A 16,189-nucleotide genomic window follows, 5' to 3' on the forward strand; every position below is an offset into this window, starting at 1 on the left:
CTTAGCCACGCGTTTGCAAATTAAGCTGCATAAAGGCGTTAATAAGCGGCTCGTTTTGCTTGTCCTGCAAGCAGCACAATCCTAGGGCATAAGGCTCAATATCTTCAACAGGTATTTGGGTTACAGCATTGGCCATACTGGAGTGATCAAGTACCACTTTAGGCACAAAACCCACGCCACATTCAAGTGCCACCATGCTCACGATGGCCTCGTTACCGCCGACATAAGCATACACATTTGGACGAATACCGTGTTCAGCAAACCAGTGATAGGCAGTACGACGGGTTGGGCCAGTTTCGGGCATAATCACCTGATGCTTGGTCCAGTCCAACTGGCTTAGTTGAGTAAGTCGCCACTCTCTTGGGGCAATAAGTACCAAAGGTACATTATCAAGCGCGGTGAAATGTAAATCTGTCGGCATATCAGGGGTGTAGATAGCAATAGATAAGTCGCACTGTTTGCCTTTCACTTTTTCTATCGCAAGGGCAGGATCGCCGGTAATTAGGCGAATATCAACACCCGGGTGCTGTTGCCTGAACTGTCTAAGCATAGCGGGTAAGTGGCTTTGACTAGCGGTAACCGAGCAAAATACGCTGAGCTCTCCCTGCAATGCGTCGTTATCTTCTTTTAAGTCGACCTTTAGCTGCTGCCAATCTTTCAGCGCTTGCTTTGAAAAAGACAGCAGCTTGTGCCCACTGTGGGTTAGCGCCACTTTGCGGTTATCACGTTTAAACAACGTGCAGCCTAGCTCGTCCTCAAGGCGTTGAATAACCCGGCTTAACGTAGAAGGCGACACATACATGGCCTCGGCGGTAATGCCAAAATGTAGGCTGGTAGCTAGGTGATTGAACAGCTGTAGACTGCGAAAATCCATAAACATTTCACTTTATGCAATATTATCTTGCAAATATATCATTTTCCAAAACAAAAGAAATCTTTTAGTCTCAATATCAAGTCGTCATAGACGAGGTCTGTCAACACCAAGGTCGGTGCTTGATATTGACAAAAATGAATGTTGTTCGGAAATTTTTATGGCTAATTATTTCAACACCCTGTCACTTCGCCAGCAGTTAGATCAGCTTGGCCGCTGCCGTTTCATGGCACGCGATGAATTCGCTGACGGTTGTCAGTTCTTAAAAGGCAAGAAAATTGTCATTGTAGGCTGCGGCGCGCAGGGCCTTAACCAAGGCTTGAATATGCGTGACTCAGGGTTAGATGTTTCTTATGCGCTGCGTCAAGCAGCCATTGATGAGCAACGCGACTCATATAAGCGTGCAACCAGTAACGGATTTACCGTTGGTACTTACCAACAGCTCATTCCAGAAGCAGACGTAGTATATAACTTAACACCTGATAAGCAGCACGCTAGCGTAGTCGAAGCCGTAATGCCGCTTATGAAAGAAGGTGCAACGCTAGGTTACTCTCACGGTTTCAATATCGTTGAAGAAGGCCAGCAAATTCGTAGCGATATCACAGTAATCATGTGTGCGCCGAAAAGCCCGGGCTCTGAAGTACGTGAAGAATATAAGCGTGGCTTCGGTGTACCAACTCTGATTGCTGTACACCCAGAAAACGACCCTGAAGGTAAAGGTTGGGATCAAGCCAAAGCACTTGCAAGTGCAACGGGCGGTGACCGCGCAGGTGTGCTTGAGTCATCATTTGTGGCTGAAGTTAAATCTGACCTCATGGGCGAGCAAACCATTTTGTGTGGTATGCAACAAGTTGCAGCGGTACTTGCGTTTGAAAAAATGGTTGATGACGGTATCGAGCCAGGATACGCAGGTGCACTTATTCAGTACGGCCTAGAAGCTATTACTGAAGCACTTAAGATTGGCGGTGTGACTAACATGATGGACCGTCTATCAAACCCTGCAAAAGTGAAAGCGTTTGAGCTTTCTGAGCAGTTAACTGATTTACTTCGTCCGCTATTTGAAAAGCACCAAGACGACATCATCAGCGGTGAGTTCTCTCGCACCATGATGGAAGATTGGGCCAATGGCGATGCGAACCTGCTTAAGTGGCGTGAAGAAACCGGTGAAACCGCGTTTGAAAACGCACCGGCTTATGAAGGTGAAATCAGTGAACAAGAATTCTTTGACCACGGCATCTTACTGGTTGCCATGATCAAGTGTGGTGTTGAAGTTGCGTTCGACGTAATGGTTGAAGCCGGTATTTTACCTGAGTCTGCGTACTATGAATCACTGCATGAAACACCGCTTATTTCTAACACAATCGCACGTAAGCGTTTGTATGAAATGAACGTGGTTATTTCAGACACAGCAGAATACGGAAATTATTTGTTTGCTAACGCAGCAATTCCAATTTTGCGTGAGAAATTTATGCCTACCATCGATACCAGCGTTATCGGTAAGGGTTTGACTACTGCTTCTAACCAAGTAGAAAACAAACGCCTTGTTGAAATTAACGAAGCCATCCGCTCACACGGTGTGGAATCGGTAGGTAAGACCTTACGTGGCTACATGACTGACATGAAGGCCATCATAGGTTAGGACAGTTTCTGTCGTTAGGTGCTTAACTAAGCCCTCTTGCCCGACCATTTTGGTCGGGCTTTTTTATGTCCGTAAGCCTGCTAATAAGTATCTTTCTTACGCAACTGACCACTGCGACACGCCGATACACCTTCTAAATAGAACCTTCACGAACGCGCTCAGCATAGCGTACGGATACGTAAGACAAAGCAAAAAAGACGAGAAATCCCCAGCCGATAGGCATTAAATTTCCATTTAAGAAACTGTCGACGAACAGTGCAACAGGCACCGAGAAAAGGCTAGAAAATGAGCCAATTATGGCCGCGCCTAAACCTGCCATATCGCCAAGCGGCTGCATCGCCATGGCGTTTAAGTTACCAAACAGTATGCCCACAAAGAAAAAGCCTACAAACATAACCGCAACCGTAGGAATTAAAGGCGGCAAGCCGTCGTACGCCAACAGCAACACTAAATACACAACGGCAAACCCGTTAACCCCTTTAAGTGCAAAACGACAAAGCTTGCGCATCCCAAAACGCATTACCATTTTGCCGTTAAAGTAAGAGGCGAGACCAATTGAAAAAGCAAGCGTTGCAAAGATGTAGGGAAACCATTCACCTACGTTGTAAAACACAGTAAATATGGTTTGCGAAGCACTTAAATACGCCAAGAATGCCCCAAAAATACAGCCCATAGCAAAGGTGTAACCCATCACTGCTGGGTTAGTGAGAATGAACTTTGAAGATGCAAAAAACTGCGCCCATGAAAACTTTTTACGCCTTGCTCTTGGCAGGGTTTCCCCTTGACGAGAAAAAAACCAAATGCCGGCCATGGTAGCCACAATGAGAAACATAGTGAAAATATGGAACCATGAGGTCAACTCCATGACCGTTTGCCCAATTATAGGCGCCAACATAGGCACTAATATAAACACCATCATGATAAACGACATGACTTTTGCCATCGCATCGCCAACGTAAAGGTCGCGAATAATTGCCATAGAGGCTATTCGTGGCCCAGACACCCCAAATGCTTGAATAACGCGACCTACCAGCATGGTCTCCAAATTGGTGGCCATCATGCAAACAAATGTACCTAAGGCGAAAATACACAGGCCCACTAATATAGTTAGGCGACGGCCGCGGCTATCGGAAAAAGGCCCAAAGAACATTTGACCCAGTGCCATGCCTAAAAAGAACACGGTAACGATTAAGTGGGTTTGATGCGCCTCGGCGACCTGTAGTGACTCGCCAATTTGAATCAACGCAGGCAGCATAGCGTCAATGCTCAACGCGACAAGGGATGTCATCGTAGCCATTAGCGCAACAAATTCAACAAGGCCAAGCGCTGGCTTTTGCACAACTGCAGTATCCTCAGATACGCCATTAGAAGTCTGGGGCATAAAGTCTCGAATATGAAATAAAGTGGGGGAAATTAAAAAGGCGCGAAATTAACGCGCCTTGTTGAGTATACCTGAAACTTGGTTAAAAAGCCGCCAGCCAAGTAAAATCTTGTCGTAAATACTGGTGCATTTAACGGGTGTTACTCGGAAGCTGAAACATTTGCCGTTTCAGCACTCGCTTTACTCGCTGGCCTAAGGTGTTGGTCTAAAAATGCATCCATTTCCTTAAAGAAAATATGACGATTTCGCTGAATAGACAAATTGTGGTCGCCACTTTCAAGCTCTACATACTTGTAGACCTTGTCGTAATCATCTAACTCGTCAGCCATGTAGCGACTATGAAGTGGAGGGACAACTCTATCTTCCTCTCCATGTACCAGCAAAATTGGCGTCTTTATCCCTTTCGCATTGTAGTAAGGCGAGCGCGCTTCAAGGTCGTCATAATCATCCCCAATTTGGTTTTTCACAAATTCGTTGTTCAGGAAACGGCGAGAATGAATAATGACGTGTTTAAGTGAACTTACGCCAGCAAAGCTCACCGCACACTTAAACAGATCCGGGGTTTTAACAGTTGCCATCAGGGCGGCGTAACCGCCATAGCTAGCGCCCACAATACACATGTTGTCTTGCTCAGCGTGCCCCTGCTCTACCATCCAGTTTGCCGCATCGGTGATATCATCTTGCATAGCCAAGCCCCAACCTTTCATTTGGCTTTGCGCAAAGCTGTACCCATACCCTCTAGAACCTCTAAAGTTAGGCCTTAGTACTGCATAACCTTTCGATGTAAAATACGCTGTCCAATAGTCGAAACCACTGAAATCTCTTGCTCCAGGGCCGCCGTGGGGATGAATAATGGTAGGAAATGGGCCTTCGCCTTTTGGTAAGGTCAAATACGCTTCGATTTTGATGCCGTCTCTGGCTTCATATTCAATTAACGTATGCTCAGATAATTTTGCCGGATCTATTTGAGCATACTGCTCAAAAAGCATCACTAACGTGCCTTCTTTACGGTCACCCAGCAAATAAACTCCTGGTAAGGTGTCAGACTCTGAATAAACAATATATGTTTGTTCGTCGTCGCTAAAGCTCACTAAGGTATTGTCGTAATCAGGAAGACCAGCATCGATACCATTTTGAAGAGCAACGTAACGTTCATCCCAATAATGTCGACCGTCATGGCGTACTCCTATTGCATCTCGGGTAACCGGTGAATAGATAAGGCTACCATTTACATCATACCCTTCATCAGCATACACCTCTGTTCGCTCATTAGTAGTAAGGTTTAAGGTGTACAATGCACGGAAGTCTCCTTTATAACCTTTGAAATAAAGAATATTTGGGTCTTTTGCAAAGCCAACTGGGTATTCACCCTTGTCAGACATAGCGTTGTAAGCAAATAAGGTGCGCCAATCGTCTCCTTCTTTTAGAAAGACTTCTCGCTCTCCTGTATCGTAATCAAGTGAAACACCTATACGAACGTTATTTTGTTGGTCCGTCATCCAATCTCTAATGCGTTTTTTCCCGCGAATAATGCGACTTACGCCACCATCATTAACATTGATTTTGTAAACCGACGGCAGCCCCAACACCTCAGCGTCTAAGGCAATTAGAATATGTTCTGGATCGTCAGGCAGCCAGTCGATAACGTCATCGTGAAATTGAGGAATGTGGTTCGGGTTACCTGCTCGACGCTTTATTCTCTCCCATTCAACCAAGTTGAATGCACCGCCTTCACCGTCAAACTTAATGCTTAACAACCGTGTGTCATGAACTTTCGTTGTGCCACGTCGGGTTTCGTAACGAGCGCTAACCACCAGCCGTTCATTGTTCACCCAGTTGTACCAGTTAATTTTTACGCGTTCATTGTCCGATCGCAGTAGGTAGTGCTTTTCACCCTTTTTTAAGTCGTAAGTGGCAAGCATGGCAAACGCTTCTTCTTGCTCAACGTTTTGAACAAAAGCGATTTTTGAGCCATCGGGTGACAGCGACGGAGTCCAATAAGTTGGCAAAGAACTGAATTTTTCGTACTCGGGTTCTGCCTTAGTTTGATCTGCGCCCAGTGTGGGGAAAGAGCAAACCAACAGTAGCAAAGTAACTAGTGTCGTAGGTAAGAGAGCCTTATTAGAAGACATAACATTCCCTTGTTGTTTTTTATTGTTAGTGGAACTTAGCTTAGGCAAAAAACTCGAAGTTAAGTTACGCAGAGTATACCCACTCATGCCCAGATGTACAAAAACAAAGCAATACTAGGCTCTATGTTCAGTGAGTGAATGTGCAAGATATGTTCTGAAGAAGGGCATTCTAGTTAGGAAAATACGTTGAATGCATTCTATGCGGATTGGTATTAATTACCGACGTCAGCGCAATTATTTGATCTCTCGTCGTAGTTTGCGGATACAAATTGCAAATGTGGTATCATTAACCACAGACATAATATGGATTTTACCATCAAGCGGTAAGCTTCACAGCCCAGCGTTACCTTAAGGATTTAGCCTTTTCATGCCTTCGATTTGGAGCGGGCTTGCCAGTTTGCAAGACCATCTTTTCCGACAATTTATGTTCAGAATCACCAAAGCAGTCCGAGTTTTGGTGGGCAGTACATTGTGCACGCTAGCGTGTGCTCTCTTTACTTTTTCACATGCCCAAGACCCTATTTCCTATAACATTCAGGGCGTAGAAGACGACAAACTGCGTAATAATATCCGCCTGCATTTAAACAGTCTCGACGTGGAAAAATCGTTGCTTACTGACCCTTACTGGCAAGATGAAGTGGGCGAAACTGTAGCGACGGCGGTTCAACCCTATGGCTATTACAACAGCGAAACCAAGGTAAGTATTGAAGAGGGCGACAAGGTTACAGTGAATGTTGCTTTGAATGCGCCGCTTACCATAAATAAAGTTACTCGCGAAATAATAGGTGCAGGACGTGAAGATAAGGCTTTCAGAGAACGTTTTAATTCACTAAAGCTTAAAGAAGGCGACGTGTTAAACCAAACCATTTACGAGTCGTTTAAGTCGTCCATGTTTAACTACGCCTTATCTAATGGCTATTTTGATTATTTTTGGCAGGCGACGCGTCTCGACCTAGTGCGTGACGAAAAACAAGCAAACGTACTTTTGATTGCGCAAAGCGGGCCCCAGTACCAATTTGGAGAGCTAAAATTTATTGGCGATGACAAGGCGAAAGCCATCATTGAGCGGCTAAAGCCGTTTAAAACAGGCGATGCGTACTCTTCATCAACACTTGCCGATTTCAACAGAAGCCTTAATCAATCTGGGTATTTTACCCGCGTTATTGCTCGCCCGGTTGTAAGTGAGGCTGATGGTTTGCTGGTACCGGTTGAGGTATCGTTACTTCACAGACCCACAGACGCATTTAACGTTTCTGTTGGCGCAGCCACTGACACGGGCCCACGGGTTCGCTTAGGATGGGAGCGTCCTTGGGTGAATAGTAAAGGGCACTCTGTTTCATCTGATATTTTCATTTCAGCGCCAGAACAATCAGTGACTGCCGACTACCGTATACCGATGAGAAACATAACGCGGGATTACGCGAGTATAGAGGCGGGTTACCAATTTATAGAGTACAGTAACACTTCCTTTGAGAGTGAAACCCTATCTTTGTCTGCACACCGTTACTGGCAACATGACAATTCACCATGGCAACACGATGGCTCGGTGACATATCTACGTGAAACTTATGATCAAGGGGAATTGAGTACAAACACCACGTCCCTAGTATTACCCGGGTACTCGTTAACCTATCGCGATAAAGACAGTGAGCTCAACATTAATAATGGTACCTACCTTCAAATGCTCACTCAAATAGGCAGAGAAGGTTATGGTTCTGATATCGATTTTGCCAAAGCCGTGGTTGAAGCCACGCTTATCCGTACCTTTAACAATGTGCACAGAATAACCATACGCGGTGAAGCTGGGGTTATTAAAACCAATAGTTTTGATGAGGTGCCAACGTCGTTGCGTTTTTATGCAGGGGGCGATAAAAGTGTTCGCGGCTTCGACTATCGCGAAATTTCTCCGACAGCTGAAGTCATTGATCCAGAAACAGGAGAACTCATTGTTGACTCTATTGGAGGGAAGTACCTTGCTACATCGAGTGTAGAGTATGCCTATCAAGTGGCAGATAATTGGAGAGTGGCAGCGTTTGTCGATGCAGGTACAGCAACAAACGACACCAGCACAACGCTGACATATAGCGTTGGACCTGGTGTACATTGGCTTTCACCAATTGGTCCAGTCAGACTTTACGTGGCAAGAGGCTTTGCGCCAGACGAGAATACATGGCAGTTACATATTTTGTTGGGGCCTGAGCTATGAGAAAACGTACGCTTTCGGCCATTTTACTTTCACCGGTTCTTATACTGGTCGCGTTGTATGCCGTTTTGATAAGTCCTCTAGGCGGCTCTACCGTTAAGTTACTGGCCAACACGTTTGTTGAAAACCTTTCCATCGATGCCATTGACGGTGGGTTTGCTGACACACTAGAAGTGCATAATGTGGAGTGGGAAAACCCGCAATGGAAGGTGTCTGCACAATATGCCTACATTGATATTACCTGGCGTTGTTTGTTTGAGCCTAGAGTATGTGTCAATGAAGTCACGCTGGAAAACGCTACGCTTACACAGCGATCAAACGCGCCTGACTCTTCCGATGATGCACCTGCAGGTGGCCAGATTGAATTACCGCTGCCTATTGATGTTGGGTATTTAGCGCTAACGAATATCAAACTTGCTCTACTTACGACAACAGTAGAAATTGATGAACTAGAGCTAACCGATTTTGAAGGAAATAGCGACCTCATACTTGACAGCATAGCCGCGAAAGGTGTTCGCATTGCTCTGCTAAACCAAGATGAAGCTGCCAGCTCTACACCGGCAGCCATGACCAATGCATCGGAAACTAATAGTGAGCAGCCTGCTCCCAAAAAAGAACAGGCTCCAAGTGCTGATAGCGCTTTGCCTACTTCATACTCACTAAGCTACGATGTCCCCGTACTACCAAATATAGCTACGCCTATTCCTTTGTCTCTTGGTACTTTTTTAGTAGAAGATCTACACATAATTCAAGGGGAGAGCAAACAGCACATTTCACTCATCTCGCTGTTAGAGGCTCACTTTAAGGGCAGCGATGTTGCTATTGAAGAAATGACCGTTGTACATGAACAAGGTGAGGTGAAAGGAAAAGCGAGCGCAACACTTGACGGAAATTTCCCATTAAATGTGGCTATTAACGCGAAAACGAAGCTTGGCGACACACCACAAGAACTGAGTGTAGCGGCCTCGGGTGCGTTGGACGACTTAACGCTGTCAGTTGTAGCCAAAGGCGCGGTAACCGCAAACGCTAACCTAATGGCCAACATTCTAGACAGTAACCTTCCCATAGAATTCACTGCGAACTGGCAAGAACAAGCCATACCGACAGTGGAAAACACTACGCTCAAAGAAGGACAGTTAACGCTTTCCGGCACCATGGGTGATTACGTACTTAAAGGAGCTGGCGCAGCTACATTGCCTGACATTGGCAATGTACCGGTATCACTTGATGTGGTGCTGAAAAAGAACAATATTTTTGTTAATCAAGCCAATATAAACGCTTTGGAAGGGAGCTTAACCAACACAGGTACCCTTTATCTAAATGAGAGTATCGCGTGGGAAGGTAAGACAACGCTTAAGAATGTATCAGGGCGGCAATTCAGCACTTATGCGCCTGAAAAAATTAGCGGAGAAATAGACAGTATATTGCAATACTCTGAGCGCGGCGGATTACACATGAGCCTAAGAGATATGACTGTCTCGGGCGTACTTCAGGGCAAACCGCTTCAGGTGAAGGGGAATGCGGTTTATGCTGGCCCCAGCGACTTATTCGTTACTAACGTCAATATCATTCAAGAACACGAGCAAGAGCGAAACACGATACGCGCCATTGCTCAAGTACTGAATAAGCGGCATTTAAATGCAAATATTGCGATAAACGTTAACGCTATTTCAAGCCTATACCCAGAAGTGACAGGTGCGATAAGTGGCAATATCACAGCCGCCGGTCCTTGGCAAAACCCAAGTGCTAACGGCACACTCGCCCTATCTAATATTGCTGTGTCACCCAATTTAAATGCCTCTGCCGCGCAGCAAGGACCATTGAACGGCGAAATCAAAGTTAACGGTACCTATCGCGACCACACCGCAGATATTGACCTAGCTGTGCCCAACAATAATATTGGGCTGTCTTTAAAAGGTGCATGGACGAACAATCACTGGGTGGGGGAAATTAGTGATACCGCATTGAAGCTCGCTAATATGCAGTGGACGCTATCAAGCCCGTTCAGTGTAGATATAGGCACCTCACCTATAACGGCTAAAATAGGTCAGCACTGTTGGACCTCTCGAAAAGAAGGTGAGCTGTGTATTTCAAACGTGAATTATCAACAAAACAAAGCCAGTTGGGATATCAGCGCGACGGCGCTGCCCATCGGGTTATGGGCGAACGAGTTAGCGCCTACTGTTGTTTCAAGTCCCTCACAGGCAACACTTACCGTAAAAACCAAAGGCAGCTACTCGGCTAACGATCCCATCGATGCCACATTTACTGCGTCTATGAGTTCTGCGCCATGGCAACTTGGTGAAACGCGCCCGCTAACGCTCACTATTAACTCCATAGAAACTAAAGGAGAGATAAAGCAGGGGCAGTTAGCATCAACATCTGTGATCTCAAGCCAAGATGTCGGGGATGCAACACTAACCTTGAATACCCGCCCTTTCGAATCGCGTATACCACTCGATGGTAAACTAGAGATGCAAGGGCTTAATGTTGCACCATTCAAACCCCTTTCCCCTGCTATCAGAACCCTTACAGGAAAGTTAAATGGGAACGTATCGTTGAGTGGTTACATCGACGACCCTACGCTTAACGGTGAATTGACGGTTTCAAATGGCGCTATCGATATACAAGATACACCTGTGACACTGGCCGATTGGAATCAAAAAGTATCGCTTAATGGTCAAACCGCTGCTCTAGACGGCACCTTCTTACTAGGCGGAGGAAAAGGGGCGTTAAAAGGCGAGTTAGACTGGTCATCCAACCCCAGTGCGACATTTAATTTAAAGGGAAACGGTTTCGAAATTCGTCAGCCAAACATTCGACTCAAGGTATCACCGAATATCGATATCGCCGCCACAAAAGAAAAAGTGGACGTGAGTGGCGAGGTAAATATTCCTTGGGCGAGAATTGAAATAGAGTCGCTACCTGAGAGTGCTGTTTCCCCATCAAAAGACGTGCACCTGCGTGGCGAACCGGATAGAGAGGAACCGCTAGATATCGTCCACGCTTCGGTATTGGTCAACATCGACAAAAACAAAACCGAAGAAGTAAAACTCGAAGCGTTTGGCCTTACTGCAAGTTTGTATGGTGGCATTCGCGTAAACACTCAACCTGCACTTGTGGGCTATGGTGACCTTCAAATTTTAAATGGTCGATACAACGCTTACGGACAACAGTTAATTATTCAAACCGGTGAAGTACAATTTAACGGCCCAATTGACCAACCTTTGTTGCTGGTCGAAGCCATCCGCGACCCGGCTAAAACCGATGACGACGTAATTGCAGGTATCCGAATTGATGGCGCGGCTGACTCGCCAAGTATTAACCTTTTCTCTGAGCCTGCGATGGATCAACAGGGCGTATTGTCATATCTACTCACAGGTTCTGGACCGAACTCGGGCACACAAGATCCTAACTACGCTGCGCTGCTGGTAGGTTTTGGTTTATCCAACACCAAAACCCTGACAGGACAAGTGGGAAGCGCGCTAGGTATTGATGATTTTAGTTTAAGCACTAACGAAGATTTACTGTCGGTAAGAGGGCAGATTAACGAGCGATTATCGGTGGAATACAATGTGGACGTTGGTCTAAGTAACAACGACGCCAATAGCACGCTACGACGCAGACAACTACCGCCTGACTTGGCGGTAAAATATCAGCTTCTACCTAGTTTATATTTAGAAGCCATTCAAACCACACTGGAAGACCAATCTGAGTTCGCGTTAGACCTTTATTATGAGTTTTTCTTGGGTGATAACAGAACCCGTAGAGATAGTGATGAAGACGACAGTGAAGCTGACGAGTCCAATGAAAGCGCAGAGCAAGATCTGAAAGATAATGTGAGCACTCCGAGCACAAGTAATAACAATTAAGCGCTCAAAGTCAAAACATCGTACTTTTGCACTCATGCGCCCTTAACGCTGCTGTGCCATCTTCTCAAGCGTTTCGAGTTGACGCTCAAAACGCTTTTGTCTTTTGCTCGCCCACACATACCACACTAGCATCACAACGCTCATGGTCGTCATAACTATAGCCATCTTCATAACTTTCGCTGGGGTAAGCTCCCCATAAAAATAGCGCTCCACCAGAAAGGCACATCCAAATAACACTGCAGTCCATGTCGAGTGTTTAGTGATTACAGCAATCTTCACGTTATTCTTAATTTGCTTTATTAGCTGCGTTAGGTGGTCAGCGGTTTGAGTGTCTCTTGAAAATGCAGCCACTCTTCTTAACCACAGCTGATAAACAAGCAAGGGAAGAGCCGTGACCAGCATAAAAACAAACATCGCGTGGGCGACAAAAGTGAACTTTTCCCAAGTAACAACTAGCAAGTAGATCGCTGGGATAAACGCTAAGGAGTCAACCAACATATACCAGCGTTGCTTGGTTCGCTCGCTGCTTAAACTGGCTTTTACTTCCGAGAGGTTGATAGTCGTAACTGGCTGAGCTTGCCATAGCGCAGAAAGGCCATCATTTTGCGCATCGTCTACTGATACGGGCGGGTTCGTTTGATTCTCTTTATCTGAATTATGCATGCGGTTGCTCCTGCATGATACTTTGCTTGGCGCGCTTTAATATCACACCAACATGATTTTTAGTCAGACCACAGACGTCTGCAATTTCATTGTAACTTAAGCCTTCAAGAGAAAGCGTTAGCACTTGTCTTGACTGCAATGGAAGTGCCCGTACCGCGCGAAGTAGGCGTTCTAATGACTGGTGTTGACTAGACATTTCCTCTGGTGAATGGGTAGTACTCGCGAACCCGTCAGAGCCCAAATCATCGTGGTCATATTGATGGGTATCGAGACGCTTCACTTGATTTGCTACGTGAGTAACTGCGCGGTTATGAGCTATCTTCAAAATATAGGTTTTCACGCTGCTATCGCCCTTAAAACGTGACAGCCCCTGCCAAACGGCAATAGCAATTTCTTGCAATAATTCTTGCTGCATCGCTTCGTTTGCTTCATAGCTGTTGGCTACACGGCTCAATATTGCCCCGTATTGCGCAAAAACATCTTCAAAACCCTGCCCCAACGTCACATCCCTAATCACAAAAACTGTTGTTATTTTATTGTGTTACTTCTATCAGTCTGCCCCCACGAATTTTTATTACAAACTTTTTTCGTCAATACTGTAATTTTTTTAAGCAGCAAACGACTAGTTAAAACAGTAAGTGCAGTAACGTGCGTTTAGGGCATTTTCCCTAAAAGCTTTCAACCTTGAAATTTGGATTAGGAAAAAATTATGTCTACGTTAAGTATAGTTTTGTTAATTGGCAGCCTGACGTCGCTTGTGCTTTTGGCAAGCTACTTAGACGCAAAATTTCAGTGGCGACTAAACGACTGGATGAACGGCGAGTGCAGCAACCCGTTCGTTAAAAGCGTGACCGACAAACAGCAGCAGCGTTTAGAGGAAAAAGATGCGCAGATTGAAGCTTTGATGGCGCGAATCGAAACCCTTGAAACCATTGTTACCGAGCCTGCTTACGAACTGAATAAGAAAATCAACGCGCTCAAATAAACGGTTTTACCAGCTCCTAGCTCGACACCGGTGGGCGACGCATAAAGCGGGGAATTTTTCCCATTGCAATGGCGTTGCCTACCAGCACAATGACCACCCCAACCACAGATAAAACGCTCCAGGTATAGCCTTCGAAAAAGGTGGAAATAACCAGTGCAACCATGGGGTATACCAAGACCACATATGCAGCCTTGTCAGCGCCCATTTGCTTTAACAGTTTCATGTACGCGCCAAACGCAAACACAGAGCCAAAGATAGCCAGATAAAGCAGCGACAGATAGAACTCGGGTTGGGTAGGAATGACCAACTTACCCGGCATTGCCAGTGAGGTGATGAAAAGCAGCACCATGGCATAGCTCATGGCATAGAAGTTCATTTGGATAACAGGCGTACCCGAGGTCAAAATACGCTCGGAGATAACGTTACCTGTTGAGGCGCAGAAAAAGCTGACAAACGCTATAGCGAGGCCGGTAGCAAGCGCCGCATCCATGGAGACTTTGGAAAACTCCGGCACAAACAAACACACAATGCCCAGCAAGCCAAATGTAGCACCTATAACCACTTCTTTTCTTATAGGCTCTTTAAGCCACCATCGCCGAAGCACAACATTAATGTAGATAATACAAGAACTCATAAGGGCTAACAGCGCGCTAATTATGTGCGCTTGCGCCATATACAGCAGCGTGTAATTTAAGCTGTATAAAAAGAGACCGACTGCGGCCATTTTCACATGAACATGTACCGGTAGCTTAAGCGGCAAACGCCTAATAACACAGTAAATCCCTAAACAGGCCGACGCCAATAAATAACGCAGCGCAATGGCAAACGTTTCAGAGGTATGCCCTATTTGGTAAGTGATGGCTATCCATGTTGAGCCCCAAATCAGGCAGCACAGAGCAAATAAGGTTGCGTTATTCATAGCGGTGTTCTAGCCCTGGGAAGCTGATAAACAAGAAGATAAATGGGCAGATAAATGGTCAATAGCACTATCGAGCAGTTTTTGCCTAGCGCCATTACCAATCCACGCATTATGCGGCGTTACCAGCAAGTTAGGTAGTGCCTCTTTAAGCAATATATGATCAACAGGCGGAGGCTCGACACTTAATACATCTAATCCCGCGCCACCAATTTGATTGTTTTTAAGCGCATGATAGAGTGCCTCCTCATCAATCAAACCGCCGCGAGCCGTATTAATGAGAAAAGCGGTTGGCTTCATCAGCGACAACGTCTTGGCATTAATCAGCTTATCGGTGGCTTCAGTAAGCGGGCAATGAAGACTTGCCACATCGGCATTTGGTAAAAGCGATGCAAGACTTGGACGAGGGTCGTCTTGTTTACCTGGGCGAGCAGCGATACTCACCTGCATACCCATAGCCTTAAACAATGCCTCTACACGCTTGCCAAGCTCGCCATGCCCAACAATTACCGCATGCTTACCCGCCAATTCCACCACGGGATGATTGAGTAAGCAGAAATGAGAAGATGCAGACCATGCTTGGTTGCGCATATCGCGCTGATACGTCACAAAATTGGTGGCCAAATTTAGTGCCAAGGTCAACGTATGTTGAGCGACGCTGTCTGTGCCGTAGCCCTCTACATTTTGAACGGTAATACCAGCCTGTTCGCAGTAGTCACGGTCGATATTGTTCATGCCAGTCGCAGTTACACCAATATAGCGCAGCTGACTGGCCTGCTGTAAATCTTTGGCTTGTAGCACGACTTTGTTAACCAGCACAGCATCGGCATTTTTAATGCGCTCGGCAACGTCTTCGGCTTGAGTTTGTTGATGAAGCGTAATCGCGGCGTCGAAATTTTTTTGTACGTCATCGAGTGACGAGGTATCAAGACTGGGCAAATCCATGGTTTCGGCGTCCAGAAAAACAACCTGCTTTTGTTTGCCGTTGCTCATCGCTTGTGATGCATTGTGTTTCGTCATTTTTGCCATGCTCTACATTACTTCCACAATCGACTCTAACGCTGTTTTCACATTAACAGGAATAGGAATGGCCTTGTCGGTTTTTCTATCTACAAACACATGCACAAATTGGCCATGAGCCACGCGTCGCTTATTCTCTCCGGCATAAACCGATAGACCATAAGTCACTGAACTTCTTCCAATTTTGATAACGCGCAAGCCTACAAAAATGTCTTCAGGGTAGGCTGCCGGAGCAATGTACTGACACTGACTGCTTACCACATACGCCACGGATTGCCCGTTGTGTATATCTAGCCCACCTTCTTCAATTAAAAAACGGTTTACCGCGGTATCAAAGAAACCATAGTACACAACATTGTTGATATGTCCGTACGCATCATTGTCTTGCCAACGCGTGGCGATAGTGACTTTGTAAGGGTAGTCGGCAAGTGTAGGTGTGATATCAGTCATGATCGTCCCTTAGTGAATAAATGTATCGCTTTGTTGTTGGCGCAAATAATGGAAATC

General features: G+C 45.8%; 12 protein-coding genes. 4 read left to right on the forward strand and 8 right to left on the reverse strand.

Going from position 1 to position 16,189, the window contains the following annotated elements; all coding sequences use genetic code 11:
- Window position 1 precedes the first annotated feature (1 nt).
- Window positions 2-874, reverse strand: a complete 873-nt coding sequence (ilvY, locus tag F0261_RS05955; protein WP_014977812.1) for an HTH-type transcriptional activator IlvY — start codon at window positions 872-874, stop codon at window positions 2-4.
- A gap of 157 nt (window positions 875-1,031) precedes the next feature.
- Here ilvY and ilvC point away from each other — a divergent pair, with 157 nt between their 5' ends.
- Window positions 1,032-2,510 carry a ketol-acid reductoisomerase gene (gene ilvC, locus F0261_RS05960; protein ID WP_039235682.1) on the forward strand — a complete coding sequence of 493 codons (1,479 nt, stop codon included), beginning with the start codon at window positions 1,032-1,034 and terminating at the stop codon, window positions 2,508-2,510.
- 133 nt (window positions 2,511-2,643) lie between these two features.
- Here the strand turns inward: ilvC and F0261_RS05965 are convergent, their stop codons facing one another.
- Both F0261_RS05965 and F0261_RS05970 read right to left on the reverse strand, forming a co-directional pair.
- The gene (locus F0261_RS05965; RefSeq protein ID WP_061096227.1) at window positions 2,644-3,891 is read right to left on the reverse strand and encodes a multidrug effflux MFS transporter; all 1,248 of its coding nucleotides are present in this window, start codon (window positions 3,889-3,891) and stop codon (window positions 2,644-2,646) included.
- Window positions 3,892-4,031: 140 nt separating this feature from the next.
- Window positions 4,032-6,023 (reverse strand): S9 family peptidase, encoded by a 1,992-nt coding sequence (locus F0261_RS05970; protein ID WP_171337454.1) that lies wholly within the window; start codon window positions 6,021-6,023, stop codon window positions 4,032-4,034.
- A gap of 367 nt (window positions 6,024-6,390) precedes the next feature.
- Here F0261_RS05970 and F0261_RS05975 point away from each other — a divergent pair, with 367 nt between their 5' ends.
- Together F0261_RS05975 and F0261_RS05980 are read left to right on the forward strand one after the other, a co-directional pair.
- The gene (locus tag F0261_RS05975) at window positions 6,391-8,229 is read left to right on the forward strand and encodes an autotransporter assembly complex family protein (RefSeq protein WP_061486851.1); all 1,839 of its coding nucleotides are present in this window, start codon (window positions 6,391-6,393) and stop codon (window positions 8,227-8,229) included.
- A complete protein-coding gene (locus F0261_RS05980; RefSeq protein WP_171337455.1) occupies window positions 8,226-12,098 on the forward strand; it encodes a translocation/assembly module TamB domain-containing protein in 3,873 nt (1,290 codons plus the stop codon). The genes F0261_RS05975 and F0261_RS05980 overlap by 4 nt, the downstream gene beginning before the upstream one ends.
- Before the next feature lie 42 nt (window positions 12,099-12,140).
- Here F0261_RS05980 and F0261_RS05985 read toward each other — a convergent pair whose 3' ends face one another.
- The gene (locus F0261_RS05985) at window positions 12,141-12,761 is read right to left on the reverse strand and encodes a hypothetical protein (protein ID WP_171337456.1); all 621 of its coding nucleotides are present in this window, start codon (window positions 12,759-12,761) and stop codon (window positions 12,141-12,143) included.
- A complete protein-coding gene (locus F0261_RS05990) occupies window positions 12,754-13,260 on the reverse strand; it encodes an RNA polymerase sigma factor (RefSeq protein ID WP_171337513.1) in 507 nt (168 codons plus the stop codon). The genes F0261_RS05985 and F0261_RS05990 overlap by 8 nt, the downstream gene beginning before the upstream one ends.
- A 210-nt stretch (window positions 13,261-13,470) precedes the next feature.
- Here F0261_RS05990 and F0261_RS05995 point away from each other — a divergent pair, with 210 nt between their 5' ends.
- The gene (locus F0261_RS05995) at window positions 13,471-13,746 is read left to right on the forward strand and encodes a hypothetical protein (RefSeq protein WP_014951413.1); all 276 of its coding nucleotides are present in this window, start codon (window positions 13,471-13,473) and stop codon (window positions 13,744-13,746) included.
- Between the two features lie 16 nt (window positions 13,747-13,762).
- Here F0261_RS05995 and F0261_RS06000 read toward each other — a convergent pair whose 3' ends face one another.
- The 3 genes from F0261_RS06000 to F0261_RS06010 are packed head-to-tail and all read right to left on the reverse strand — an operon-like array spanning window position 13,763 to window position 16,132.
- The gene (locus tag F0261_RS06000) at window positions 13,763-14,665 is read right to left on the reverse strand and encodes a DMT family transporter (protein WP_049586437.1); all 903 of its coding nucleotides are present in this window, start codon (window positions 14,663-14,665) and stop codon (window positions 13,763-13,765) included.
- Between the two features lie 9 nt (window positions 14,666-14,674).
- Window positions 14,675-15,691: a D-2-hydroxyacid dehydrogenase gene (locus F0261_RS06005; RefSeq protein WP_171337457.1), complete on the reverse strand. Its 1,017-nt coding sequence runs from the start codon at window positions 15,689-15,691 to the stop codon at window positions 14,675-14,677.
- 3 nt (window positions 15,692-15,694) lie between these two features.
- Window positions 15,695-16,132, reverse strand: coding sequence for a thioesterase family protein (locus tag F0261_RS06010; protein WP_014951416.1), 438 nt, complete (start codon window positions 16,130-16,132; stop codon window positions 15,695-15,697).
- Window positions 16,133-16,189: the final 57 nt, after the last annotated feature.

Source organism: Alteromonas sp. 07-89-2, from assembly GCF_013113925.1.
Lineage (GTDB): Bacteria > Pseudomonadota > Gammaproteobacteria > Enterobacterales > Alteromonadaceae > Alteromonas > Alteromonas macleodii.